The 24,146-nt window shown below is 63.5% G+C and carries 22 protein-coding genes and 1 tRNA gene; 7 read left to right on the forward strand and 16 right to left on the reverse strand.

Annotated elements, in window-relative coordinates:
• Positions 1-34: 34 nt before the first annotated feature.
• Positions 35-1,813, reverse strand: coding sequence for a M3 family oligoendopeptidase (locus tag PG898_RS16570; protein WP_263685304.1), 1,779 nt, complete (start codon positions 1,811-1,813; stop codon positions 35-37).
• A gap of 169 nt (positions 1,814-1,982) precedes the next feature.
• Positions 1,983-2,900, reverse strand: coding sequence for a DUF808 domain-containing protein (locus tag PG898_RS16575; protein ID WP_226169550.1), 918 nt, complete (start codon positions 2,898-2,900; stop codon positions 1,983-1,985).
• Positions 2,901-3,092: 192 nt separating this feature from the next.
• On the opposite strand from PG898_RS16575, the gene PG898_RS16580 reads away from it, so the two are divergent.
• Positions 3,093-3,695, forward strand: a complete 603-nt coding sequence (locus tag PG898_RS16580) for a DUF924 family protein (protein ID WP_226169552.1) — start codon at positions 3,093-3,095, stop codon at positions 3,693-3,695.
• Between the two features lie 65 nt (positions 3,696-3,760).
• On the opposite strand, the gene secF is transcribed toward PG898_RS16580, so the two are convergent.
• From secF to hinT, 9 genes are all read right to left on the reverse strand, one after another.
• Complete coding sequence (secF, locus tag PG898_RS16585) at positions 3,761-4,675, reverse strand: protein translocase subunit SecF (protein ID WP_171268991.1); 915 nt, start codon at positions 4,673-4,675, stop codon at positions 3,761-3,763.
• Between the two features lie 106 nt (positions 4,676-4,781).
• Entirely contained in the window at positions 4,782-6,584 is a 1,803-nt protein-coding gene (gene secD / locus PG898_RS16590) for a protein translocase subunit SecD (RefSeq protein ID WP_042649286.1), read from the reverse strand.
• A gap of 147 nt (positions 6,585-6,731) precedes the next feature.
• Positions 6,732-7,229 carry a hypothetical protein gene (locus PG898_RS16595; protein WP_270824613.1) on the reverse strand — a complete coding sequence of 166 codons (498 nt, stop codon included), beginning with the start codon at positions 7,227-7,229 and terminating at the stop codon, positions 6,732-6,734.
• Positions 7,230-7,297: 68 nt separating this feature from the next.
• On the reverse strand, positions 7,298-8,158 hold the full coding sequence (locus PG898_RS16600) for a DUF6279 family lipoprotein (protein WP_041205443.1): 861 nt from the start codon (positions 8,156-8,158) through the stop codon (positions 7,298-7,300).
• 53 nt (positions 8,159-8,211) lie between these two features.
• On the reverse strand, positions 8,212-9,075 hold the full coding sequence (locus PG898_RS16605; RefSeq protein ID WP_171269618.1) for a phosphotransferase: 864 nt from the start codon (positions 9,073-9,075) through the stop codon (positions 8,212-8,214).
• Positions 9,065-9,661, reverse strand: coding sequence for a penicillin-binding protein activator LpoB (gene lpoB, locus PG898_RS16610; protein ID WP_171269617.1), 597 nt, complete (start codon positions 9,659-9,661; stop codon positions 9,065-9,067). The genes PG898_RS16605 and lpoB overlap by 11 nt, the downstream gene beginning before the upstream one ends.
• Positions 9,661-10,059: a YcfL family protein gene (locus tag PG898_RS16615; protein ID WP_041205436.1), complete on the reverse strand. Its 399-nt coding sequence runs from the start codon at positions 10,057-10,059 to the stop codon at positions 9,661-9,663. The genes lpoB and PG898_RS16615 overlap by 1 nt, the downstream gene beginning before the upstream one ends.
• A gap of 66 nt (positions 10,060-10,125) precedes the next feature.
• On the reverse strand, positions 10,126-11,547 hold the full coding sequence (locus PG898_RS16620; RefSeq protein WP_270824614.1) for a COG3014 family protein: 1,422 nt from the start codon (positions 11,545-11,547) through the stop codon (positions 10,126-10,128).
• Entirely contained in the window at positions 11,547-11,897 is a 351-nt protein-coding gene (hinT, locus tag PG898_RS16625) for a purine nucleoside phosphoramidase (protein ID WP_171269616.1), read from the reverse strand. Before hinT ends, PG898_RS16620 begins: the two co-directional genes overlap by 1 nt.
• A 257-nt stretch (positions 11,898-12,154) precedes the next feature.
• Here hinT and PG898_RS16630 point away from each other — a divergent pair, with 257 nt between their 5' ends.
• A complete protein-coding gene (locus PG898_RS16630; protein ID WP_171269615.1) occupies positions 12,155-14,167 on the forward strand; it encodes a methyl-accepting chemotaxis protein in 2,013 nt (670 codons plus the stop codon).
• A gap of 76 nt (positions 14,168-14,243) precedes the next feature.
• Here PG898_RS16630 and PG898_RS16635 read toward each other — a convergent pair whose 3' ends face one another.
• Complete coding sequence (locus PG898_RS16635) at positions 14,244-15,119, reverse strand: 6-carboxytetrahydropterin synthase (RefSeq protein WP_042649278.1); 876 nt, start codon at positions 15,117-15,119, stop codon at positions 14,244-14,246.
• Positions 15,120-15,198: 79 nt separating this feature from the next.
• Between PG898_RS16635 and PG898_RS16640 the strand changes: the two genes are divergently transcribed.
• The 4 genes from PG898_RS16640 to PG898_RS16655 all read left to right on the forward strand — a co-directional run bounded on the left by PG898_RS16640 (position 15,199) and on the right by PG898_RS16655 (position 18,908).
• Positions 15,199-16,542, forward strand: a complete 1,344-nt coding sequence (locus tag PG898_RS16640) for a dihydroorotase (RefSeq protein WP_042649277.1) — start codon at positions 15,199-15,201, stop codon at positions 16,540-16,542.
• Positions 16,543-16,767: 225 nt separating this feature from the next.
• Positions 16,768-16,844: transfer RNA gene (locus tag PG898_RS16645), tRNA-Pro, on the forward strand.
• Positions 16,845-16,975: 131 nt separating this feature from the next.
• Positions 16,976-17,446 carry a CC0125/CC1285 family lipoprotein gene (locus PG898_RS16650; RefSeq protein ID WP_042649276.1) on the forward strand — a complete coding sequence of 157 codons (471 nt, stop codon included), beginning with the start codon at positions 16,976-16,978 and terminating at the stop codon, positions 17,444-17,446.
• A 202-nt stretch (positions 17,447-17,648) separates the two neighbouring features.
• Positions 17,649-18,908, forward strand: a complete 1,260-nt coding sequence (locus PG898_RS16655) for a dicarboxylate/amino acid:cation symporter (RefSeq protein WP_005330120.1) — start codon at positions 17,649-17,651, stop codon at positions 18,906-18,908.
• Between the two features lie 56 nt (positions 18,909-18,964).
• On the opposite strand, the gene PG898_RS16660 is transcribed toward PG898_RS16655, so the two are convergent.
• Positions 18,965-19,411, reverse strand: a complete 447-nt coding sequence (locus PG898_RS16660; protein WP_041205431.1) for a methyltransferase family protein — start codon at positions 19,409-19,411, stop codon at positions 18,965-18,967.
• A gap of 176 nt (positions 19,412-19,587) precedes the next feature.
• Here PG898_RS16660 and alr point away from each other — a divergent pair, with 176 nt between their 5' ends.
• A complete protein-coding gene (alr, locus tag PG898_RS16665) occupies positions 19,588-20,814 on the forward strand; it encodes an alanine racemase (protein WP_005326819.1) in 1,227 nt (408 codons plus the stop codon).
• 53 nt (positions 20,815-20,867) lie between these two features.
• Here alr and PG898_RS16670 read toward each other — a convergent pair whose 3' ends face one another.
• The 3 genes from PG898_RS16670 to PG898_RS16680 form a co-directional block, all read right to left on the reverse strand.
• On the reverse strand, positions 20,868-21,827 hold the full coding sequence (locus PG898_RS16670; protein ID WP_263685300.1) for a TerC family protein: 960 nt from the start codon (positions 21,825-21,827) through the stop codon (positions 20,868-20,870).
• Positions 21,828-22,121: 294 nt separating this feature from the next.
• Entirely contained in the window at positions 22,122-23,117 is a 996-nt protein-coding gene (gene oppF / locus PG898_RS16675; protein ID WP_005326823.1) for a murein tripeptide/oligopeptide ABC transporter ATP binding protein OppF, read from the reverse strand.
• Positions 23,117-24,097 carry an ABC transporter ATP-binding protein gene (locus PG898_RS16680; RefSeq protein ID WP_042649232.1) on the reverse strand — a complete coding sequence of 327 codons (981 nt, stop codon included), beginning with the start codon at positions 24,095-24,097 and terminating at the stop codon, positions 23,117-23,119. Before PG898_RS16680 ends, oppF begins: the two co-directional genes overlap by 1 nt.
• Positions 24,098-24,146: the final 49 nt, after the last annotated feature.

The raw sequence follows: 24,146 nt of genomic DNA on the forward strand, positions 1-24,146 counted from the left end.
AGACTCTCCTCCCGGAACCCAGGAAGGTTCGCGACTACACCAGTCGCTCGAGGCGGCTGACTACCTCCTCGACATAGCGCAGACTCTCCTCCCAGAACGCAGGTTCCCGAATGTCGACCCCCAGGTGCTTCTCCACCAGGCTCTCGGCGCTCATGCGGCCGGTGTCGGCGAGCAGCGCCCGATAGGCTGGCACGAAGTCGGCGCCAACCCGCGCCTTCTGGGCATAGAGCCCCAGGCTGAACAGGTAGCCAAACAGATAGGGGTAGTTGTAGAACCCGAACTCGGCAATGGAGAAGTGGCTCTTGCTGGCCCAGAACAGCTCGTCATATTGGCTGAGGGTGTCACCATACCACTGCTGCTTTGCGGATTTCATCATGGCCCTCAGCTGGCCCGCCCCCAGATACCCCTCGGTCCGACCTGCCACCAGCGCCCGTTCGAAGTGGAAGCGGGAGGGGATGTCGAGCAGCAGGCTCACGACCCGCTCCCCGTCCATCCAGGCGATGTCCAGGCGCTGCTCGCGGGTCTGCGAGCGCGCGAGCAGCGCGTCGCGCACCAGGGCTTCGGCAAACAGGGAGGCGGTCTCGGCCAGCGTCATGGGGTAGTCCCGCTGCTCCAGCGGAAGGTCTCGCAGCAGCCAGCTGTGCCAGGCGTGCCCGAGCTCGTGGGCGAGCGTGATGACGTTGTCCATGGTGCCCTCGAAGGTGAGGAACACCCGGGGCTCGGCGGGGTCGGCATACTCGGTGCAATAGGCGCCGCTGCGCCTGTTGTCGCTCGGTGCGGCATCGATCCAGCCCCGATCCGCCATCATGCGGGCGAAGGCCCCCATCTCGGGATCGAAGGCGGCGAAGGCCTCGGCCACCAGCGTCAGTGCCTGTCCGAAGCCAAGCCTTATCTGCGCCGCGGCGGGCGGCGGGGCATAGAGATCCCAGGGGGCGAAATCGTCGATTCCCTGGGCGCTGGCCATGGCCCGCAGGGCCCGCCTGCCGAGCTCCTTGTGGGCCTCGGCCTGCCCCATCAGGGTCTCCAGCGTTCTGCGCTCGATATGACTCTGGTGGCAGGAGACGTCCAGGGCATCGAGCCGGCGCGCCTTGCCACGCTGGGCGGCGATCTCGTTGCGCCAGCCGTTGATGGCGTTGAGGATGGCGGCCACCGTCTCCTGCTCTGCGGCCCAGGCGGCCTGAATGCCATGCCAGGCGTGGGCACGCCGTGCCCTGTCCGGGTGTGAGAGCAGATTGTCCGCCTGGGCCAGCCCCATGGCCTCGCCCTCCACCCTGGGGCTGAGCCTGCCCACCAGGCTGTCGTAGAGATCCCCCCAGGCCTGCAGGCCGTCCACCGCCAGCCCCTCGATCAGCTGCTCGCTCTCGAGGGAGAGGGTCTGATCCTGCAACCGGCGATCGTGGCGAATGAGGTAGGCCAGCTCGAACAGCTCGGGATCCTGCAGCAGGGCCCGCACCTGCTCCTCGGGCGCGTTCAGCCAGAACAGGGTCACCGGCTTGATGAGCTGAGCCAGGGTCGCCTGCAACTGCTGGCCACGGGAGAGCAGCACCCGGGCGGCCTCGTCGCGGCCGTTGCGGCTGAGCCGGTTGTAGGCGAAGGCCTGGCTGTTCCAGGCCTGTTTCCTCACGGCGTTGGCCTGGCGGCGAATGGCCCTCAGCAGGTGGCGCAAGGGGTTGATCTCCCGGGTCGCTGGCAGGCTGGCCAGCAGACTGGCGATCTCGATCAGGCCCTCGGCGGCGCGCTGGAAGTCGGCGTCGATGGCAGGGCAATCGGGGGCGGCATAGATGTGATCATCCTGCCAAAGGGTGTTGGTCATAACTGTCCTTGTCTGTTTGCGTCCATGTGGGCGCCCCGCCTCTGTGGGCAGTGGCCGCCAAATAGTACGAAGGGGGCTGGCACTTGCCTAGCCCCCATTCTGGGCAACAGACCGCAGATCAGACCTGCGACGGCCCCTGTCGGCAGGGGACGATTCCTGAGCGGCGGCGCTACTGTTTCGCGGGGGTCAGCTTGCCCACCAGGGTCATGGCCAGCACCAGCAGCAGACCCGCCACTACCCCCACCAGGGCGCTCAGCAGGGTCGGCGTCACCGCGGCCAGCACGGCCCCCCCGGCCAGGGGGGCCAGGCTGCCGGCCACCCCCTCGATCAGGTGATGGGCAAAGGGCCAGCCGTGGACCAGGATGCCGCCGCCGACCATGAACATGGCGATGGTGCCAACCAGCGCCAGCAGGTGCATCAGCCGGGGCGCCGTCACCAAGAGCCCCCGGCCCACCGCCCGGCGCAAGGCGCCGGCATCGGGTTTTTGCAGCAGGTGCAGGCCGATGTCGTCGAGCTTGACGATGAGCCCCACCAGGCCGTAGACCCCCACCGTCATCAGCAGGGCGATGCCCGCCACCACGGCGATCTGCAGGCCCAGGCTCGAGCCCTGCACCGTGCCGAGGGCGATGACGATGATCTCGGCGGAGAGGATGAAGTCGGTACGAATGGCCCCCTTTATCTTCTGCTGCTCGAAGGCCTCCAGATCGTCCGGAAGCGCCTCCACCGCCGAGGCCGTGTCGCCGCTGTGGTGGGGCAGGAACTTGTGGGCCAGCTTCTCGGCCCCCTCGAAGCAGAGGTAGGCGCCCCCCAGCATCAGCAAGGGGGTGATGAGCCAGGGGATCAGGGCGCTGATGGCGATGGCGGCGGGCACCAGGATCAGCTTGTTGCGAAACGAGCCCTTGGCCACCTTCCACACCACCGGCAGCTCCCGCTCGGCCCGCACCCCGGAGACCTGCTCCGCGTTGAGGGCGAGATCGTCCCCCAGCACCCCGGCGGTCTTCTTGGCCGCCATCTTGGTCATCAGGGCCACGTCATCGAGCACGCTGGCGATATCGTCGAGCAGGGCCAACAGACTGGTTCCGGCCATAATCAAACATTCCTTATATCAGTGGTGAGACCCCCTCGGGCAGGTGGCCTGGCGACGACCTTGCTCATCTGGGGTTCCGCATTTCGTGCAAAAGATGGCACAGTGTAGCGAGAAGCCGCCCTTTCGGCAGCCCCCCATGACAGGGTCAATCGGCCTTGTTCCACCTGAAGGCCAACGGCCCAAGGAGTTCCCATGCAACCCTGGCAACCTCTGTTCGACTTCTGGTTTGGCGATGACGCCGATGACGCCCCCCGCGCCACCCGGCAAGCCCCCCTCTGGTGGGGCAAGAGCGGCGAGACGGACGCGCTGCTGACGCACCGCTTTGGCGAGCTGGCAGAGGACGCCGCCGAGGGCGAACTCGCCCACTGGGCCGAGGTCCCGGTCGGCAGGCTGGCGCTGATCCTGCTGCTGGACCAGTTGCCGCGCAACATCCATCGCGCCACGCCGGCGGCCTTTGCCCAGGACGCCAAGGCCCGGGATCTCTGCCTCAAGGGGTTGTCCCTCGGCGCGGACAAGGCCCTCTCCCCGCTGGCACGGGTCTTCTTCTACCTGCCCCTGGAGCATGCGGAGTCCCGGGAGCAGCAGGCCAGAAGCGTGGCCCTGTTCGAGGCGCTGGCGGCCGAGCAGGCGGGCGGCCCTGCCCGGGAAACCTTCGAGGGGTTCGCCGACTTCGCCCGCCGCCATCAGGCCATCATCCAGCGCTTTGGCCGCTTTCCCCATCGCAACGCCATCCTGGGGCGCACCAGCACCCCGGAAGAAACCGAGTTTTTGCGCCAACCTGGCTCCGGCTTCTAGCCGAGCCACAGAGATACAAAAACGGGCCCGAGGGCCCGTTCTGCATGCAGGATGTGTCAAGGGCATCAGGCCGCCTCCACAAGCTCCTCCTCTTTTTTCTGGTAGGCCTGGGGCGAGAGCCCCAGCAGCTCCTGCACAGTGGAAGCAACCGTGATGGAGGAGATGGTGCCCACCAGGATGCCGGCGAACAGGGTGAAGGAGAAGCCGAACAGGGCGTCGCCACCGAACAGCAGCAGGGCCCCTACGGTGAACAATGTGGTGCCCGAGGTGATCATGGTGCGACTGAAGGTGGCCTTGATGGCCACATCGGAACACTCGTGGATCCCCATCTGGGTGCGCGAACCGAGCAGGTCCCGCAGCCGGTCCGAGATGACGATGCTGTCGTTCAGCGAGTAGCCGATCACCGCCATCAGTCCGGCGATGACGTTGAGGTCGAACTCGATGTTGAACAGCGCCAGCAGCCCCAGGGCCACCAGACCGTCGTGCAGCACAGACACCAGGATGCCGATGGCCTGGCGCCACTCGAAGCGCACCGCCAGGTAGGCGGAAATGGCCAAGGAGGCCACCAGCACCGCCAGCATCCCCTGCTGGAACAGCTCGGCGCCCACCTGGGGGCCGACTATGGTGGTGCGCAGCAGCTCCACCGGCAGGGCAAGTTGCTGCCCCAGCATGGTCGCGAGATCCTCCGCCGCCCAGGGCAACTCGTGGGGAGGCAGCTTGATGAGCCATTCACCGGGCACACCGGCGCCGTGCAGCTCCACCGCCCCGGCCAGAGGAGCGCTCAGCAGGGCGTTGAGCTCGTGGGCCTCCTTCAGGGTCTGGATGCGAAACTCCAGCAGTATGCCGCCGGTGAAGTCGAGCCCGAGGGAGAGCCCGTTGATGGCGAGCACGGCGATGCTCGCCACCGTCAGCAGCGCCGAGGCCCACATCCCGATGTAACGCCAGCGAGTCAGGCCCATGGCAATGATCATTCTCAGCATTCTTCTTCCCTCGACAGTTGGTGCAGGCTTCCCACAGGGAAGCGAGTGGCGCGGAGCTGGCTCGGACGCGCGGTGCGATGACGCAGGCAATGGGGATCGGTCATGGTCATACCCTCAGCAGCTTGGCGCGGCTGTTGCCCCACAAGGGGTTGATGATGGCGCGGGTGCCCCAGATGCCGGTCACCATGCTGGAGATGAGCCCCAGGATCAGGGTGATGGAGAAGCCCTGCAGCGGCCCGGAGCCGATGGCGTAGAGCACCACGGCGCAGATGAGCGTCGTGATGTTGGCATCGAAGATGGTGCGAAACGCCGAGCGATAGCCAAAATCGATGGCGTTGGCCAGGCTTCCCCCCTCCCGCAGCCTGTCCTTGATCCGCTCGAAGATCAGCACATGGGTATCCACCGCCATGCCCACCGTCAGCACCAGGCCGGCAATCCCGGGCAGGGTCAGCACGGCCCCCGGCAGCACCGCCAGCATCCCCACCTGCATCAGCAGGTTGCCGATGAGCGCCGTGATGGCGACCCAGCCGAACTTGCGATACCAGGCCATCATGAACAGCATCATGCCCGCCATGCCGAACGCCAGGGCAGTGAAGCCCGCCTCTATGTTCTGCAGGCCCAGGGTCGGGCCGATCGAACGCTCCTCCAGGATCTTGAGCGGCGCGGTGAGGGCGCCGGCCCGCAGCAGCATGGCGAGCTCCTGGGCCTCTGGCAGGCTGCCAATCCCGGTGATGCGGAACTGGTTGCCAAGGGCGGTCTGTATGGTGGCGACGTTGATCACCTCACTTTTGGCCCGAAGCCGGCCCTCGGCGTTGGTCTTGTACTCGGTGAAGACGGTGGCCATGGGCTTGCCCACGTGCTGGCGGCTGAACTGGTTCATCTTGCTGCCACCCAGGGTGTCGAGCACTATGTTGACCTGGGGCTGGCCCATCTCCCCCATGTTGGCGCGGGCATCGACGATGTGCTCGCCGCTCAGCACCGGGTTGCGGGCCAGACCGACCGCCTGGCCGTTGCGATCCGCCATGAAGAAGCGGCTGTCGGCCTTGGCCTCGTAGAAGGCCAGGGACGCGGTGGCGCCTATCACTTCTTTCGCCTGCTTGGGGTTGTGCACCCCGGGCAGCTCGATGCGGATGCCGTCCTGACCCTGACGCTGGACCGAGGCCTCGACGATGCCGAGCTCGTTGATCCGTTTCTTGAGGATCGACAGGTTCTGGGTCACGGCGTTGTTCACCAGCAGGGTGCGCTCTGCGTCGCTCAGTACCAGCTTGAGCTCATTGCCGGAGCGGGAGAGGGTCCACTGATCCTGACGGGTGCCGGCGCTCTCCTTGATGACATTGAGCCAGCCCTCCTGCCCGGCGACGTCCGGCAGGGTGACGGCCACGGATCCCTGGGCGGTGCGCATCACGCTGGCGCCGCGCAGGTTGGCCTCGCGGAAGCGGGTGCGCAGGGTATCCACCAGGTTCTTGGTCTGGTTGTCGATGACAAAATCCACGTCGACCCCGATCAGCAGCTGGGAGCCGCCGCGCAAGTCCAGCCCGAGCTTGATGGGATCGGCGCCGAGCTGGCTTATCCAGGTCGGAGCATTGGAGTGAAACTCCAGGGTGAGGGCGGCGCTGTCCACCCCCTGCTGCTCCAGCAACTGCTTGGCCCGCTGCTGTTCGGCCTGGGTGGCGAACACCAGCAGGGCCCGCTCCTTCTGCTCGATCTGCAGCTGGGGCGCTATCTGGTGCTCCTGCAGCAGGCGCTGCTGCGCCCCGCTCAGGCGAGACTGGCCATGGAGGCCGAGGGAGGGCTGCTCACCGAAGAAGGTGGGCAGGGAATAAAACGCGAAGGTGACCAGCATCAGCAGCAGCAGGGCGTACTGCCACAGGCTCATGCGGTTCAGTATGGTATGACTCTTTTTTCTCATGAAATCGGCCTCTGTCAGGCGAGCGCAAGGGACGACGCCGGGTCGCACCGTGCAAAAAAATGAAACAAGACAGCCTAGCCGTTCACTAAAAATGAACAGCAACAGAGAGAAGATGAGGCAACAGCAGGCAGACTGACCCCATCGGGGTCAGGCGAGGAAGCTCTGGGAGAAGCGGTATTGCAGGTGACGACGCTGCAGGCGGTGCCGGTGAATGCTGGCGAAGTGATCGCGAAAGCTCGTCCTCGGGTAGCAGAGGGCGGCGTAGAGCAGCAGGCCGCACAGCAGCAGCAGGATCCCCTGCTGGGCCCAGCTCATGACGAGCTCGTAGACCACGCGGCCAGGCTGATGATCCCGGCTCAGGGAGTGCTCGAGGCGCAGCAGGTGATTCTGGTGGGAGCCAACGAACTTGACGACACCGTCGTCGCTGTCGCTGGCGCCGTGCTGGATCCGGGCGCCGTCGGTGGAGTCCGCGGCCTCCCCCATCAGCTGGGCGGCGTGCTGGGAAGCGGGTGCCTTGAGCCCCTCCACCGAGACGGTAGAGAGCAGCAGAGTGAGCGCGATGAGCAGGGTCATCGCCGCCAGTTTCACTTTGTCCAGCAGGCTCAAAAAGTTAATTCCCGAATAATAGAAAGTGCAAACTACCATAGCCCCCCTACAAGGACAAGGGCGGCAGGCCATGACGCCTGCCGCCCTTGCGGCGCGGATCCTGTCAATCAGCGGCTGCGGATCATGGCCTCGAAGTCCTCGGCATAGTCCTTGAGCAGGGTGTAGAGGTGGGCGCGCTGGGAGAGATCCATCGACTGGCTGAGGTCGCTGAGCCACTGGATGGTGCGCTGGCGGGACTGGTCGGTGTAGCCGGTGAAGCGGCCATCCATGAGTCCATCCCCCTGTTGCAGCAGGCGGGTCAGCTCCTTGCCGAAGTCCGGATCCTGGCGCTGCTTCATCAGCCGCGCCAGCTCCTTGGTCCAAGCCTCTTGGAACTCCAGCCAGGGGGGCATCATCTCGTATTGCCACTCGGCCCATTGGGCAATGAGCGGCTCCTGGGCCGGCTTCACCTTGCCAATCCAGAACACCAGCCGCTCGTTCATCTTCTCCCGAAACTCCTTGAGCATCTGCGTCTTGGACTCGGTGGCGAAGTCATGCTGGCGCTCCTGCTGGCGTTTCACTCTATCGGTCATGAAGCGCGCCACCTGGGCATCGGTCAGGGTGCTGGCGAGGCGCACGGTGCGGGGAATGGCGTTCTCCAGGGTGCGGGTCAGGCTGGCCTGGGTGCGGTCCAGATGCAGGGTGACCTGGGCCGGGGTCATGGGGCTGGCCACCGCCTTGGCCAGGGCATCGAGATCCCGGGCATAGATGGGCAGCTCGTGTTGGCGATGCCAGGCCATCAGCCCCTTGACCTCCCTGTCCAGCAGGGTCTTCTGACTGCGGTCCAGCGAGAAGTAGTCGTCCAGTTGCCAGACGATGGCCGAATCGAGCCAGTAGTAGATCACCCGGGTCGCGCAGCCGGTCAGCAGCAGGCAGAGCAGCAGCAGGCTCCAGCTGCGGGGTTGACGCCATGAGAATCTGGTCACCATGCATGCCTCCAATTCGTAGAAAATAAGCGTCGCGCCATGGCCTCTGCCCGGACTCACTCCAGGCGCTGGCGGTTCATGTCGATGAGGGCCTGATAATCGGGCCCGGGTTGCTGCTCCGCCATCAGCAATGCCCACAGCAGGCCGATGTAATCGACCCAGGGCAGGAAGGCTTCGGCCTGGAATCCTTTGGTATTGAGCAGCTTATGAGCGCCTCCCCTGCCTTCAAGATAGCAGCTCTCCAACTGGCACCGCAGCTCATCACTCCAACCATGGGTGCGCTGGATGCTGGCCAGCTCGAAGCCCGGGTGACCGGCGGCGCCATACTCCCAGTCGATGACCCAGGGTCTATGGCCCAACAAGTTAGCCGGATTGAGATCATGATGGCAAGGGAGCCAGCAGTCGTCCGGCTCGCGGCTCGCGAGCAGGGCCCGCTCCAGCGCCGGCAACCAGGCGGGCACCCGGGCCAGGCGGTCGCGATAGCCGGCGCTGTGGGCTCGCACCGCCATCACCACGGCGGGCAGCGGCAGCCGGTGTAAGCGCCTCAGCACTGCGGCCAGCAAGGGGGGTTGCGCCGCCAGGGGCGGCGGCGCGGCGGCCCAGTTCGGCTCGTCGCACCACGCCAGCAGCATCAGGCCGCTGGCGGGTTCACTGTGATAACAGGGCAAGGCCAGCCCCTCCCCCACGGCCCCCTGATAGAGCTGCCACTCGGTGGCCCTGTCGATACCGAGACGCACCGGATCCGGGTGGCCGCGCCGCAGGAAGGCGCGTTGCCCCGAGGGCAGGTGCAGCCGGTAGTTGCCGTTGGTCAGGCCGCTCGCCAGCGGCTCAAGGCGCCCCTGGTTCCAGGGGGCCGGCAGGCTGGCCAGCAGGGTCAGCTCCGCCAGATCCCCTTGCTGCCGGGTCGCCTCACCAGCCAAAGGTGGAGGTCTTCGCCTGCTTGCGGATCTCTTTCTGATCGGCCCACAGCAGTTCGCCGTTCTCCAGATCCATCAGGTTCATGGTCATCTGGTAGTAGACGTCCTTCACCTTGCCGTTGTCCTTGACGATGCTGGCGAGGTTGCCATAGACCATGTAGCGGGCGCCGGTCTGCTTGCCAAGGCGCACCATGGTGGCGGGATCCACCATGCCGCTGCCCTGCTGGTGCTCGAGTTGCTGCTTGACCGCGCTCACCTTGCTCATGTCAACGAAGCGGAACTTGCCGGAGCGCAGCAGCTTGGTGCGCAAGGTGTCTGTGATGGCCTCGGTGTCGATGTGCTCCGAGGTCTTGTTGCGGATGGAGTCCATGAACATCACGGGACGACCGCCGGCAGTGATCTCGGAGGTCGCCGGTGAGGCCAGCATGGAGTCCGCCATCTTGTCGGCGATGGCCTGCAAATCGCTCGAGCCGTAATCCACGGTCACCGTCTCGGTCTCGGTCGCGTCGCCATAGCTGACGGTGGTGCTGGAACAGCCGCCGAGCAGCAGGGTGCCGGTCAGTATCAGCAGGGCATGGTTCATTCTCATCAGTTCGATTCCTCAATCACTTCGCGTACGTAAATCCGGTAGCCCCGGGCTGCCGGGCTCGGCGCCAGGGCGGACAGGGTGCGGGTCTGGTAGCCGTGCAGCTTGAGCGGGGTCCAGCCGCGGCCATCACTGGCCACCTCCTGCCCGGCGTCATCATACCAATAGAACAGGTATTGCAGCCGGTTATCGCCGCGCTGGGTGCTGGCGGCGGCCACGTTGACCTGCAGCAGGCCATTTTGCTCGCGGCGGCTCAGCTCGGTCAGGGTGACGTTGACATCTTGATGCTGCTCCTGCACCGCCGCCGCCCCGGCCGCGCCATAGAGCGCCACGCCGGAGGTATTGGTGGCGCAGCCCGCCAGCAGCAGTACCAGCCCGAGGGCCAAGCCATGTGCTTTCATCTTGTGCTCCTTGCCGGTGGCCAGGGGGCCGAACCGGTCAGTGTGTGATCTCGCCCGAACGGGCACTCATAGGGGCATCACCCGGGTAGTCAGGCGGTTGCCAAGGCGCTGCACCCACACTAGCGTGGTGCGCCCGCCGTGCACGGTAAGCGGCAGTGTACGCATGGCGCTGCCCGCCCCCAGCTGGAGTTGCACCTCTCCGGCCGGCAGCATTCCCTGCCAGCTCGATGCCTCGGCGGGCAGGGTCAGCCAGCTGCGGGTATCGGCCCGCTCCGAGAGGGTGTTGAAGATGCCCACCAGGATGTTGCCCACATCCCCCCCCTCCTTGGCGGCGGTGCGTCGCACCTGCTCCTTGGCCACCAGCCGCAGCGCCTGCCGGGTCAGCATGCCGGGCAGCCGCTCCTGCAGATCCTTGGCCGCCAGCGCCTCGAGTCGCACCAGCGAGCTGGTCCGCCCGGCCTGTTTGCCCGCCGACACCGTCAGCGGGCCAGTGTCGCTGGCCCTGTTGTCGTAATAGGGTACCGCCACGGTAAAGGTACGAAAATCGCCGCTGGAGGTGGAGATCGGCAGCGGCAGGAAGATCTCCCGCCGCGCCGGGATCAGGCCATCTTCAAACAGCACCACCAGCTGGCCCTGATCCTTGACCAGCGGCGGCGCCTTGCGGCCCACCTTTTTCTCTGTCTCCCTGAGCTCGTCCGCGGAGCCGCGAAGCCGCGCCAGGCGCAGCAAGGCATCCTGCAGGCTCTGGTTGTCCGGCGCTATCTGGTAGCCGCGCTGATAGTCGACCCAGGCGTCGTTGAGATCCCCGGCCGCCTCGTAGAGCACGCCGGAGAAATAGAAGGTATAGGCATTCTGGAAACCGTTCTTCACCTGACCTATCAGGCGATCGAGTTCGGGTGCCCCACGCGACATCAGCTGGCGCATATTCCCATCTGCCTCGGCCTCTTCGCTCTCTTCCTTGGCCTTGCGCACTTCGCCGGCCCGCGCCTTGAGCGCCCGCTCCTGCACCTGGTTGGCGCGGCGCACCTCCACCAGGGCCCCTTCGGCATCCCCCCGTTGCAGGTAGTTCAGCGCCAGATAGTGGCGCAGCATGGTGCGCTCGTAGTCCGGCGCCCGGTAGGCCATGGTCTGATCGTTGGTGAGCAGGCTGCCCGCCTGGGCCAGACCCCGGCTCAGGCGGTACTGGGCCTGATTGTCTTCCCAGACGAGGCGGCTGTCGGCAGCGGCAAAGCCCTGCTTGCTGGCCCCGTCCTGACCCGCCAGCCAGGCGATGCGCCCTCTCTCCAGCTGATCCAGCACATAGGTGTCGTCACCCGGAGCCGACTCATGCACCTTCGGCAGCGCCTCGGCGGCATGACCCAGCAGCAGCTGGTTGCGCAAGGGGACCATCTGATCGGAATAGGAGACGAAGAGGTCTTGCCAGCGGGAGGCGCAGCCCCCCAGCAGCAGACCGGCCAACAGCAGGCCGGTCAATGAGGCGGGACGCATCACAGGCTGAGCAGGGGTCCCAGCGGCTGGCCACCCACCAGGTGCAGGTGGATGTGGTAGACCTCCTGCCCGCCGTGGCGGTTGCAGTTCATGATGAGGCGGTAGCCGTCCTCGGCGATCCCGGCCTCGGCCGCCAGCTTGCGGGCCACGGTGAACATCCGGCCGAGCGCCAGCTCGTGATCCACTTCCACGTCGTTGACGGTGGGGATCAGCACGTTGGGCACGATCAGGATGTGGGTCTTGGCCTTGGGTTGGATGTCCCGAAACGCGGTCACCAGATCGTCTTGATAAAGGATGTCGGCGGGGATCTCCTTGCGGATGATTTTGCTGAAAATGGTTTCTTGCGCCATGGGTAACTCCTTTATATGAAAAAGAAAATTCAATGCAAAACTCAAGCGACTCCCAAAAATGTCGCCACAGCCCGCCAAGTGTGACACAAGCCGACATTTGACACAGCCGTTGTCCCAATCCCTTCAGTTATTGTGAAGAATACCGATAGTGAGGATGACGTCCCGAGTACCCCAGTGGCATCCCCATCTGGGCATGCAGGGTACCAAAGGGACGGGGTACTCAGGCAAGGGACTTTTGCATAGACAGCGGGACAATAATGAAACAAACAATGTCAGACCTCTCGATCTTACAGAGAGTCTATCTGGGCTTTGCCATCCTGGTCGCCGTCATGGTCGCCAGTGCGGTACTGACCTTTCGCGGCCAGAGCGAACTCAACGATGCCCTGGATCAGGTAACACAAGAGTCCATGCCGCTGGTGATCGCCAGCAGCCAGACCCAGATCAGCCTGCTCAGCGCCAACAAGTGGCTCACCGACGTGCTGACCGAGCAGGATCCCAAGCAACTGCCGGCGGAAGTGGCCGAGCTGCAGCAAGCCAAGGGTCAGGTCGACAAGATGCTGACGACCCTCAGGCAGCAGGTGGCGGCGCACCCCGAATTGCAGGGGGAGATGACAGCCCTCGGCAAGCTGGTGACTGACTACCTGCAACTGACCCAGACCCTGCCCACCGAGCACGAGGCCCTGCTCACCCGGCTGCACAAGGTCAACCAGGCCAAGGGCCAGTTCCAGGTCAGCCTGCCCCAGTTCAAGAAGAACCTGGGGGACATGATGGTGACCGTCGACGACAGCTTCATCAAGATGCTCTCCGAGACCCTGACCACCAAGCTCTCCGCCATCGAGCTCTCCACCATGGATGCCCTCAACCAGAGCATCCCCGCCCCCATCGAAGCGGCGCTCAAGCGCAACAAGATGCAGATCGAGGGCTTCAACAGCACCATCAAGGATCTCCAGGGGGAGCTCAAGGACTTTGACAACAACATGGGCCACTACGTCCATGGCTTCGTGCGCGACACCACGGCCAATGAAGGGGTACTCGCCCAATACCTGGCGCTGATGAAGCAGCAGCAGACCATGCGCGAGCAGAGCAAGCAAGCGAGCCAGCTCATCGTCAGCATCCAGAACAAGCTGGAGGGGATCACAACCCAGAGCCAGCAGTTGATGAACGCCAGCATCCGCGCCTCTGATCGGGTGCAGACCCAGAGCACCCTGACCCAGGGGATCAGCATCGCCATCGCCATCTTCGTCGCCATCCTGGTGGCCTTTACCCTCGGCAAGGCCATCCGCCGCCCCCTCAAGGAACTGCTGCGGGTACTGACCGAGGTGACACAGGGTGACATGACCCAGCGGGTCGGCTTCAAGAGCCAGAACGAATTCGGCCAGCTCGGCAGCCAGATCAACCTGCTGATCCAGCAGATGGGAGACGTGCTCAGACAACTCTCCCAGGCCTCGACCCAGCTCAACAGCGCCGCCCACGACAACCGCCACACCACCGAAGCGGTGCGGGCGGATCTGGAGAAACAGCGCCAGGAGACCGCCTCGGTCGCCGCCGCCATGACCCAGATGGAAGCCTCGGTGCGGGAAGTGGCCCAAGCCGCCAACCAGACCCTGGAGCGGGTACAGGACGTGGAGAAGGCCTCACAGATGGGGCGCAAGGTGATGGCTGGCAACATCACCACCACCCACCAGCTGGCGGGCAAGCTGCAGCAGACCGGCAAGGTGATCGGCGACGTGAGTGCCATGAGCGGCCAGATTGGCAACATCCTCGACGTCATCCGCGGCATCGCCGAGCAGACCAACCTGCTGGCGCTGAACGCCGCCATCGAAGCGGCCCGTGCCGGCGAGCAGGGCCGCGGTTTTGCGGTGGTGGCCGACGAGGTGCGCAACCTGGCCGGTCGTACCGCCCAGTCCACCAGCGAAATCCAGACCATGATCGAGAACCTGCAGCAGGGGGTCGCCCGAGCGGTCAACGTGATGCAGGAGTGCTCCCGCGAGATGGACAGCTGCATGGATCAGAGCTCCCAGGCCAACAACGCCATGGAGGAGGTGCAGGGCATAGTGGTGCTCATCAGCGACATGTCGAGCCAGATAGCCTCCGCCGCCGAGCAGCAGCAGGCCACCAGCGCCGACATCGCCACCAATCTCAACCGCATCTCCGATATCTCGGATCTCAACTATCAGGGCATAGAGCGGGTCGCCGAGACCAGTCAGCAACTCGACAGCCTAGCCGAGCAGCAGGAGGGTCTGGTGCAGCGCTTCCGGCTCAGCGCCTGACACCCAGAGCCATGGCTGTGAAACGACGAGGCCCCGCAGATGCGGGGCCTCGTTTTTATGGCGGCTTGCAGGGAGATCAGGCGTAGGCGATGGCCCCCTTGCCAACCCCTTCATAGGCGACAATCTTGACGAACTTGTCCCCCACCTGCTTTTTCACCTCGCGGGCGATATGGTGGGCTAGCAACTCTATGGTGGTGTCGGTGTCGATCATCTCCACTTCGGCGGCAGGCATGGCGAGCTGGAACAGCCCCTGGGGCGCCACGTACTTGAAGCCCAGGTGGTGTTCCCCCAGATGGGCCTTGGCCAGCTCGCTCAACGCCAGCTCGGAGAGGGCCACCTTGTCCTCCAGGGTGCCGAGGTAGATGTCGGCCCAGCGCTCGGCCCAGTTCAGCTCCAGCTCCTCGTTGCGCACCCCATCCACCTCGATCTCGACCGGAGAGCGGTGGCCGTGGGCGATGCGCTGACAGTTGCCGTCGTGCTTCTTCAGGCCATGGCTGTAGTGGTAGAAGGCGCCCTCGATCTTCTCCTGGCGCAGGGTCAGGGAGAGATCCTTGATGTTGCCCGGCAACCGCTTGGCCAGCACCGCCAGCAGATAGCGGGTCACCGACTCCTTGTCCACCTGGGAGGCGGGAATGAAGGCAAAGCCCTGGGTCGGGCAGCGCAGGTGGATGGAGCGACCCGGGCGCAGCAGATCCACTGTGCTCTCGTCGTTGTCCAGAGCGTGGACATGGACCAGGGGGCATTCGGCCGGCACCAGCAGCTTGTGATCCACCTCTTCATCGATGATCGACTTGATGAGCTTCTTCACCCGCCCGAAATCCAGCAGCATGCTCATCTCGTTGAGCTCGCCGCTCATCTCGATGTCCACCAACCAGCTCTCGCCCACCATGCCGCGACGCTCGCACAAATAGCTCGAATCGATCACAGTCAAATCTCTAACAAATAACTTCATTACTCAGGCCTTGCTACAGAGAAAGTGCAGTTTGCGATATTATGACCCCGGATTATCGGCAAAGGAACTGGAACCCCCCATGAACAAATTGCTTATCAAGAATGCCACCCTGGTCAACGAAGGCCGCATCTATGCCTCCGACGTCTTGATCGAAGGTGAGCGGATCGCCCGCATCGCCCCGGACATCAGCGCCCCCGATGCCGTGGTGATCGATGCCGCAGGCCGTCACCTCATCCCCGGGATGATCGATGATCAGGTGCACTTTCGGGAGCCTGGCCTGACCCACAAGGGGACCATCGCCAGTGAATCCCGGGCCGCCGTCGCCGGTGGCACCACCAGTTTCATGGAAATGCCCAACGTCAATCCCCAGACCACCACCATCGATGCCCTCGAAGCCAAATACCAGATAGCCGCCAACTCCGCCGCCGCCAACTACAGCTTCTACCTGGGTGCCACCAACGACAACCTGGAAGAGATCAAGAAACTCGATCCCAAGCAGTCCTGCGGCATCAAGATCTTCATGGGGGCCTCCACCGGCAACATGCTGGTGGACAACCAGGAGACACTCGCGGCCATCTTCCGCGAGAGCCCGGTGATGATCGTCACCCACTGCGAGGACACCCCCTCCATCAAGGTGCTGGAAGACGAGGCCCGCGCCAAGTGGGGCGAAGATGTGCCCATGCGCGAGCACGGCCGCATCCGCAGCGCCGACGCCTGCTACAAATCCTCCAGCATGGCGGTCTCCCTGGCCAAGCAGTACGGCGCCAAGCTGCACGTGCTGCACCTGACCACGGCCAAGGAGCTGTCGCTCTTCACTGCCACCCCGGATCTGAAGGATCTCAAGGACAAGAACATCACCGCCGAGGTGTGCGTCCATCATCTGTTCTTCAACGAGGCGGACTACGACACCCTGGGCAGCCAGATCAAGTGCAACCCGGCGGTGAAGAGCGCCGCCGACCAGCACGCCCTGCTGGATGCAGTGCGCAACGACGTGCTCGATATCATCGCCACCGACCACGCCCCCCACACCTGGGAAGAGAAGCAGAACAGCTACTTCAAGGCGCCGTCCGGCGTACCCCTGGTGCAGCACTCCCTGCAGGCGCTGCTGGAGCTCTACCACAACGGCGTGTTCAGCCTCGAGACCATCGTCAAGAAGACCTCCCACGCGGTGGCCGAGCGCTTCCAGGTGCAGGATCGCGGCTATATCCGCGAGGGCTACTTCGCGGATCTGGTGCTGCTGGATCTCGGCAAGCCCTATGTGGTCAACGACAGCAACCTGCTCTACCTGTGCGGCTGGTCCCCGTTCAACGGCTACCGCTTCCAGAGCACCATAGAGATGACCCTGGTCAACGGCCAGATCGCCTGGCAGAACGGTCAGGTCACCGATCAGGTATTGGGCAAGCGACTGACCTTCAACCGCTGATCCCTGCTTGAGAGCGACGCCTGTCACTCACGCCAAACGGCCGCCCACCAGGGCGGCCGTTTTTCATGCAAGACGGCGCTGAGGTGCCGACAAAATGCGCGACTGGTCGCACTTTGATCCGAAGTTGCTCGCAAAGCAGGCAAACGATCTCGAACCGGGATTTCCCCTGTTGACAGGGTCGGGGCATCTCCATAAACTTCCTCCCGTCAGCCGAGCTGACTCCGTCGGTGTGTAGCGCAGCCAGGTAGCGCATCTGCATGGGGTGTAGAGGGTCGGAGGTTCGAATCCTCTCACACCGACCAAATTCCCCGAGAAAGGCCTTGTCAAACGACAAGGCCTTTTCTTTTTGTCTCCCCGGCGGTACCCAGGCCGGCGATTGTCTCGTGGGCGGCGTTGTGCTGTAGTGACTTCCTCTCAGCCAAGGGCCAGCACCATGTCACCAAACTCCCCCCTCTTGTTCGCCCTCACCCTGTGCGGCTCGCTGCTGCTCGGCGGCTGCGCCACCGCCTATGACAGCGAAAAGTCCTTCTGGAACGGCCAGACAGGTTTCTCCCAGTCCCGGCTCGGGGAGACACGCTGGCAGTTGGAGTTTGTGGGCAACGATCTGGTGGACAGGGAGACGGCCCGCAAGTATGTGCTCAAGCGGGCGGGGGAGATAGCGCTGGCGCAGGGGTACGCCTGGGTGCAGGTGCAGACGCTGACCCTGTCGCGGGATGCGGTCAGGATCACCCCGACCCGCCCCCAGTTCGGCTTTGATGAGTACGAACCCGACACCTTCATGGACGAGATGCAGGTAGAGCACCGCACCTCGGCACTGCTGATCTTCTCTCTGGGAAAAGCCCCATTGGACGACCAGAGTCTGGAAGCCATTTATCTGGCTAATATGAAAATAAACAGCGATTAATATAATTAATTCACAAGATCCATATCACATACAACTAATTGCAACATAAAGTTCTGATATAAGTCGCTGGATTTCCCCTCCGTGATTAGGCATGCTGCCAGCATACCGGCTGTCAGGATTCCATGGCCCGGATCACAAAAACGGACTGAGGTGGCACCCTTCCCACCTGCACAGGCACTGCACATATCGAGACTGTCCCCCCATGAAAATGAACAAATTGACCGTTGCCATCCTCATTGCGATGTTGCTTGGCATTGTTACCGGGCAAGGCTATCGCCTGTTTGCCCCGACCCAGGCCGCCACCTTTGCCAGCGACATCACCCTGCTGACCGACATCTTCCTGCGCCTCATCAAGATGATCATCGCCCCCCTGGTGTTCACTACCCTGGTGGTCGGCATCGCCAAGATGGGCGACACCCGCACCGTGGGCCGCATCGGCGCCAAGACCCTGGGCTGGTTCATGCTGGCCTCCCTGATGTCCCTGACCCTGGGGCTGGTGATGGTGCACCTGATGCAGCCCGGGGTCGGCCTCTCCCTCTCCCTGCCCGATGACGGCGCCAGCTCCGGCGTGGCCGCTACCGCCATCTCCCTCAAGGACTTCGTGACCCACGCCATCCCGAAGAGCGTGATCGAGGCTATGGCCACCAACGAGATCCTGCAGATCGTGGTGTTCTCCCTGTTCTTCGGGCTGGCCGCCGCCGCCCTGGGAGATGCTGCCAAACCGGTGGTGATGCTGATGGCCAGCGCCGCCGAGATCATGCTGAAGGTGACCGGCTACGTGATGAACTTCGCGCCGTTCGCGGTGTTTGGTGCCATCGCCGCCATGGTCGCCAAGGAAGGGCTCGGCATCCTCGCCACCTATGGGACCTTCATGGCCCAGTTCTACCTGGCCCTGGCCTGCCTCTGGCTGCTGCTCATCGCCATGGGCAGCCTCTTCATCCGCCGTCGCATCCTGACCCTGCTGGCCATGATCCGCGAGCCCATACTGCTCGCCTTCTCCACCGCCAGCTCCGAGGCCGCCTATCCCAAGACCCTGGACAGACTGGAGAAGTTCGGCTGTGACAAGCGCATCGCCAGCTTCGTGCTGCCCATGGGCTACTCCTTCAACCTGGATGGCTCCATGATGTACTGCACCTTCGCGGTGATGTTCATCGCTCAGGCCTATGGCATCGAGCTCTCCATGGCCCAGCAGATCACCATGCTGCTACTGCTGATGGTCACCTCCAAGGGGATGGCCGGGGTGCCGCGTGCCTCCCTGGTGGTCATCGCCGCCACCCTGAACCAGTTCCAGATTCCGGAGGCCGGCATCCTCTTGCTGCTCGGCATCGATCACTTCCTCGACATGGGTCGCTCCGCCACCAACGTGCTGGGCAACGCCATCGCCGCCAGCGTGGTGGCCAAGACGGAAGACAGCCTGGGAGAGACTGCGCCCCTGGGCGAGACTGACCTCGCCAAGGTTTAAGGTTCTCCGTTACTCGACAAGAGGCCCGCAACTGCGGGCCTCTTGTCGTTTGGCTGTCAGCACCAGCGCCTCACACGGCGGCAGTATTGCACATAGGGGATACCGAAACGGGCGCGCAGGGCCCGCTCCTCCGGCAGGATCTGGAAGCGGGTGAGCCAACCCAGCAACAGCAGCGGGCCGAACCAGACCCAGGGGCCCCCGAGATAGCAGGCCAGCGCCAGCAACCAGCACAGCAGCCCCAGATACATGGGGTTGCGGCTGATGCGATAGACCCCCTGAGTCACCAGCACCCGGCTCTGCTGCAGGCGGATCGGATGGACGCTGGTACGCTCCCGGCGAAAGTGCAGCAGCGCCCCGCCCCCCAGCACGGCCCCCACCAGCAGCAACATCGTGGCCAACACCAGCAGGAGCCCGGTCCCCCGCGCCTCCCCCCGCCCCAGCCACATGGCGAGGGCGAGCACGACAAACAATAACAAGGGTGGGATACGCAGCTCGAAACGCATATTTTCTTCCTGCAACAAGTGCCACAAATGACGCCATTGAGATACACTCGCAGCGTCGGTATCTGGGTAAAAATTTAAACATATCATTAGCATAGCAACATGCTGACCCAGCCATGCCACTGCTTGCGTCTGACGCGAGCCCATCCTCAACAGAAACAATAAAAAGGAACCATCCCATGCACAAGAAAACCCTGCTCGCGACCCTGGTCTTCGGGTTGCTCGCCGGCCAGGCCGTCGCCGCCCCCTATCTGCCGCTGGCCAGTGACACCCGCAACGGCCAGGAGCAGACCGCCGCCAACGCCTGGCTGGAAGTGGATTTGACCGCCTTCGAGCACAACATCCAGACCCTCAAGGATCGTCTCGGCGACAAGGGCCCGCAGATCTGCGCCATCATGAAGGCGGACGCCTACGGCCACGGCATCGATCTGCTGGTGCCCTCCGTGGTCAAGGCGGGCATTCCCTGCATCGGCATCGCCAGCAATGAAGAGGCCCGCGTGGCCCGCGAGAAGGGCTTCGAGGGCCGCCTGATGCGGGTCCGTGCCGCCACCCCGGTCGAGGTAGAGCAGGCGCTGCCCTACAAGCTGGAAGAGCTGGTAGGCAGCCTGGAGAGCGCCAAGGGGATCGCCGACATCGCACAGCGCCATAACACCAACGTGTCGGTGCACATCGGCCTGAACTCCGCCGGCATGAGCCGTAACGGCATCGACCTGCGCCAGAATGACGCCAAGGCCGATGCCCTGGCCATGCTGAAACTCAAGGGGATCACCCCGGTCGGCATCATGACCCACTTCCCGGTGGAGGAGAAAGAGGACGTCAAGCTGGGGCTGGCCCAGTTCAAGCTGGACTACCAGTGGCTGATCGACGCCGGCAAGCTGGATCGCAGCAAGCTCACCATCCACGCCGCCAACTCCTTTGCCACCCTGGAAGTACCGGAAGCCTACTTTGACATGGTGCGCCCGGGCGGCATCATCTACGGCGACACCATCCCCTCCTACACCGAATACAAGAAGGTGATGGCGTTCAAGACCCAGGTCGCCTCCGTCAACCACTACCCGGCGGGCAACACCGTCGGTTATGACCGCACCTTCACCCTCAAGCGCGACTCCCTGCTCGCCAACCTGCCGATGGGTTACTCCGACGGCTACCGCCGCGCCATGAGCAACAAGGCCTATGTGCTGATCCATGGCCAGAAGGCCCCTGTGGTGGGCAAGACCTCCATGAACACCACCATGGTAGACGTGACCGACATCAAGGGGATCAAACCCGGTGACGAGGTGGTGCTGTTCGGCCGCCAGGGGGATGCCGAAGTGAAGCAGTCTGACCTGGAAGAGTACAACGGCGCTCTGCTGGCAGACATGTACACCGTCTGGGGCTACACCAACCCCAAGAAGATCAAGCGCTAAACAAATCGCTGACATGAGAAAGGGCTCCCTAAGGAGCCCTTTTTTGCGGGTGCTTACACCCTCTTCTGGTCAGTCACCTTCTTGCGAGTCACCCAGAGGCTGAGCCCCATGGAGGCCAGCAGGATCAACGCAACCACGCCGAGCGCGATGCCGGTCGGGATCTTGAAGATATCCAGCAGCAGCATCTTGACTCCGATGAACATCAGGATCAGCGCCAACCCGTATTTCAGCAGGGCGAAGCGCTCGGCGACGCCGGCCAACAGGAAGTACATGGCGCGCAGGCCCATGATGGCGAAGATGTTGGAGGTCAGCACTATGAAGGGATCCGTGGTCACCGCAAAGATGGCCGGGATGCTGTCCACCGCGAAGATGAGATCGCTCACCTCTACCAGCACCAGGATGAGCAGCAGCGGCGTGGCGTAGCGCACACCGTCACGCCAGACGAAGAAGTTCTCCCCCTCGAGCGTCTCAGTCACCTTGAAGCGACGGCGCATCCAGCCCAGCAGCGGGTTGTTGGCGAGATCCGGCTCCTTGTCTGCGGCCCACAGCATCTTGACCCCGGTCAGCAGCAGGAAGGCGCCAAACAGGTAGAGGATCCAGTGGAACTGCTCGATGAGCCAGCTGCCCGCGAACACCATGCCGGCACGCATGACGATGGCACCCAGCACCCCGTAGAGCAGCACCCGACGCTGCAGCTCGGCCGGAATGGCGAAGTAGCCAAACAGCATCAGCCAGACGAAGACGTTGTCCACCGCCAGCGCCTTCTCGATGAGGTAACCGGTGAGGAACTCCAGCCCTTTCTGGTTGGCGATCTCACGCCCGGCACTGTGATCCAGCCAGAGCCAGATGGCCAGGTTGAACAGCAGGGCCACGCTGACCCAGACCAGGGACCAGATCCCCGCCTCTTTCAGAGACACCTTGTGCGCCTTGCCGCCGCCGACAAAGCGGATGTCAATCCACAACAGGACCAGCACTATGCTGAAGAAACCGGTCCACATCCACCATTCACCCATTTTTCACTTCTCCCAAAACGACAAAACCCACGACCGAGAGGCGTGGGTTTGCGTTTGGAGCAGATACACCTTGCCTCTCGGCAAGGTCTCACTTACAGCTGATCTTCATCAACTGCCCGGCTGCCGGGTGCACTGCAGGATATGGGTGCACCGTAATGACGACAAACCGGCGAGAAGTTACTCCCCTTGTGCGGCGGATAGTAACAGCCTCCAAAGGTGGCGCCAAGGGGCATCTTATCTGCCCCTGCAAAAAATCGGGGCGCCACCTGGGCGCCCCGAATACGGCTCTCTGGTTCAGAGTGGGTCCACCTTGAGGCAGGAAACCGCATGATCGAAGTTCCCTTCCAGCATGGGGCGGGTCTTGGCGCACTCGGGGCCAGCCACCGGGCAGCGGGTACGAAACACGCAGCCGGACGGCGGGTTCATCGGCGAGGGCAGATCTCCTTCCAGGATCTGGATCACCTTGCTGCGCTCCAGATCAGGATCCGGAATGGGCACAGCCGACATCAGCGCCTTGGTGTAGGGATGCAGAGGATTGGCGAAGATCTCCTGACGGGTGCCCAGTTCCACCGCGTTGCCCAGATACATCACCAGCACCCGGTCCGAGATGTGTTTGACCACGGACAAGTCGTGGGCAATGAAGATGAGGGAGAGCCCCATCTCCTTTTGAAGGGACTTGAGCAGGTTCACCACCTGGGCCTGGATGGAGACATCCAGCGCCGAGACCGGCTCGTCACAGATGATCATCTTGGGTTCCAGGATCAGCGCCCGGGCGATGCCGATGCGCTGGCACTGGCCGCCGGAGAACTCATGGGGGTAGCGGTTCACCAGGTTGGGCAACAACCCCACCTTGGTCATCATGGTACGCACCTTCTCCTTCACCTGCTCCCTGGAGAGAGTGGGGTAGAAGGTGATGAGCGGCTCGGCAATGATGTCGCCTATGGTCATGCGTGGATTCAGAGAGGCCAGCGGGTCCTGGAAGATCATCTGGATCTCCTTGCGCTTCTCCCGCAGTGCACCCTGCTCCAGCTTGGTCAGATCCTGGCCCAGCCACACCACCTTGCCGTCGGTGGCCGGTACCAGACCGATCAGGGCCCGGGCGAAGGTAGACTTGCCGCAACCGGACTCCCCCACTACCCCCAGGGTCTCCCCTTCGTAGAGGCGCAGGGTGACGCCATCCACCGCCTTCAGGGCGGAGGGCTTGGCCCAGGGCCAGGCCTTGTCACTCTTGATGCTGAAGTGAACCTTGAGGTCAGACACTTCCAGCAGCAGTTTCTTGTCAGTACCCATCAGTTCACCCCCTTGATCATGGCATCCGAAACCCAGTGGCAGGCCCTTGTCCGTCCGTCGCCGAAGGGGGTCAGGACTGGTGATTGCTGGCCGCAAATCTCGTGCGCCCGGTGGCAACGCTCCTGGAAGGGGCAGCCGGTGGGCAGACGCAGCAGGTTGGGGGGATTGCCCGGGATGGTGGGCAGCACCTCCCCTTCGGTATCGAGACGGGGAATGGCGCGCAGCAACCCTTCGGTATAGGGGTGGCTCGGGTGATAGAAGATATCGTTCACCCGGCCATACTCCATGGTGCGACCGGCGTACATCACCAGCACCTTGTCACAGATGCCCGCAACGACCCCCAGGTCGTGGGTGATCATGACGATGGCGGTGTTGAACTCCCGCTTGAGCTCGTTCATCAGGGTCATGATCTGGGCCTGCACCGTCACGTCGAGCGCAGTGGTCGGCTCGTCGGCGATGAGCAGTTGCGGCCGGCACAGGAGTGCCATGGCGATCATCACCCGCTGGCGCATGCCACCGGAGAACTCGTGGGGGTACATGTTCATCCGCTTGCGCGACTCGGGGATCTTCACCGCGTCCAGCATGCGCACCGACTCCTCGAACGCAGCCGCCTTGCTCACCCCTTTGTGCAGCATCAGCACTTCCATCAGCTGATCCTTCACCTTCATATAGGGGTTCAGGGAGGTCATGGGGTCCTGGAAGATCATGGCGATCTTCTCGGAACGGATCCTGTTGAGCTTGTGCTCCGGCAGGTTCAGGATCTCGTCCCCCTGAAACTTGGCCGAGCCGGTAATGATGCCGTTCTTGGCGAGCAGCCCCATGATGGCAAAGGCAGTCTGAGACTTGCCTGAGCCTGACTCACCGACGATTCCCAGGGTCTCGCCGGCAGAGAGGGAGAAGTTGAGGTCGTTGACCGCCACCACATTGCCGTCCGGGGTCTTGAACTCGACCCGCAGATCTTTCACATCCAGTAACTTCATATCAAAACTCCTTATCGATCTCTCGTGATGCTTTCCTGCCCATCCGGCT

Origin of the sequence: Aeromonas sp. QDB31 (assembly GCF_027707605.1) — a bacterium.
GTDB classification, from domain to species: domain Bacteria; phylum Pseudomonadota; class Gammaproteobacteria; order Enterobacterales; family Aeromonadaceae; genus Aeromonas; species Aeromonas media.

Excerpts from the sequence above, each read along its gene's own strand:
- PG898_RS16570 (WP_263685304.1), bottom strand. The coding sequence starts at position 1,813 with ATGACCAACACCCTTTGGCAGGATGATCACATCTATGCCGCCCCCGAT.
- PG898_RS16575 (WP_226169550.1), bottom strand. The coding sequence starts at position 2,900 with ATGGCCGGAACCAGTCTGTTGGCCCTGCTCGACGATATCGCCAGCGTG.
- PG898_RS16580 (WP_226169552.1), top strand. The coding sequence starts at position 3,093 with ATGCAACCCTGGCAACCTCTGTTCGACTTCTGGTTTGGCGATGACGCC.
- secF (WP_171268991.1), bottom strand. The coding sequence starts at position 4,675 with ATGCTGAGAATGATCATTGCCATGGGCCTGACTCGCTGGCGTTACATC.
- secD (WP_042649286.1), bottom strand. The coding sequence starts at position 6,584 with ATGAGAAAAAAGAGTCATACCATACTGAACCGCATGAGCCTGTGGCAG.
- PG898_RS16595 (WP_270824613.1), bottom strand. The coding sequence starts at position 7,229 with ATGGTAGTTTGCACTTTCTATTATTCGGGAATTAACTTTTTGAGCCTG.
- PG898_RS16600 (WP_041205443.1), bottom strand. The coding sequence starts at position 8,158 with ATGGTGACCAGATTCTCATGGCGTCAACCCCGCAGCTGGAGCCTGCTG.
- lpoB (WP_171269617.1), bottom strand. The coding sequence starts at position 9,661 with ATGAGAATGAACCATGCCCTGCTGATACTGACCGGCACCCTGCTGCTC.
- PG898_RS16615 (WP_041205436.1), bottom strand. The coding sequence starts at position 10,059 with ATGAAAGCACATGGCTTGGCCCTCGGGCTGGTACTGCTGCTGGCGGGC.
- PG898_RS16620 (WP_270824614.1), bottom strand. The coding sequence starts at position 11,547 with ATGCGTCCCGCCTCATTGACCGGCCTGCTGTTGGCCGGTCTGCTGCTG.
- hinT (WP_171269616.1), bottom strand. The coding sequence starts at position 11,897 with ATGGCGCAAGAAACCATTTTCAGCAAAATCATCCGCAAGGAGATCCCC.
- PG898_RS16630 (WP_171269615.1), top strand. The coding sequence starts at position 12,155 with ATGAAACAAACAATGTCAGACCTCTCGATCTTACAGAGAGTCTATCTG.
- PG898_RS16635 (WP_042649278.1), bottom strand. The coding sequence starts at position 15,119 with ATGAAGTTATTTGTTAGAGATTTGACTGTGATCGATTCGAGCTATTTG.
- PG898_RS16640 (WP_042649277.1), top strand. The coding sequence starts at position 15,199 with ATGAACAAATTGCTTATCAAGAATGCCACCCTGGTCAACGAAGGCCGC.
- PG898_RS16650 (WP_042649276.1), top strand. The coding sequence starts at position 16,976 with ATGTCACCAAACTCCCCCCTCTTGTTCGCCCTCACCCTGTGCGGCTCG.
- PG898_RS16655 (WP_005330120.1), top strand. The coding sequence starts at position 17,649 with ATGAAAATGAACAAATTGACCGTTGCCATCCTCATTGCGATGTTGCTT.
- PG898_RS16660 (WP_041205431.1), bottom strand. The coding sequence starts at position 19,411 with ATGCGTTTCGAGCTGCGTATCCCACCCTTGTTATTGTTTGTCGTGCTC.
- alr (WP_005326819.1), top strand. The coding sequence starts at position 19,588 with ATGCACAAGAAAACCCTGCTCGCGACCCTGGTCTTCGGGTTGCTCGCC.
- PG898_RS16670 (WP_263685300.1), bottom strand. The coding sequence starts at position 21,827 with ATGGGTGAATGGTGGATGTGGACCGGTTTCTTCAGCATAGTGCTGGTC.
- oppF (WP_005326823.1), bottom strand. The coding sequence starts at position 23,117 with ATGGGTACTGACAAGAAACTGCTGCTGGAAGTGTCTGACCTCAAGGTT.
- PG898_RS16680 (WP_042649232.1), bottom strand. The coding sequence starts at position 24,097 with ATGAAGTTACTGGATGTGAAAGATCTGCGGGTCGAGTTCAAGACCCCG.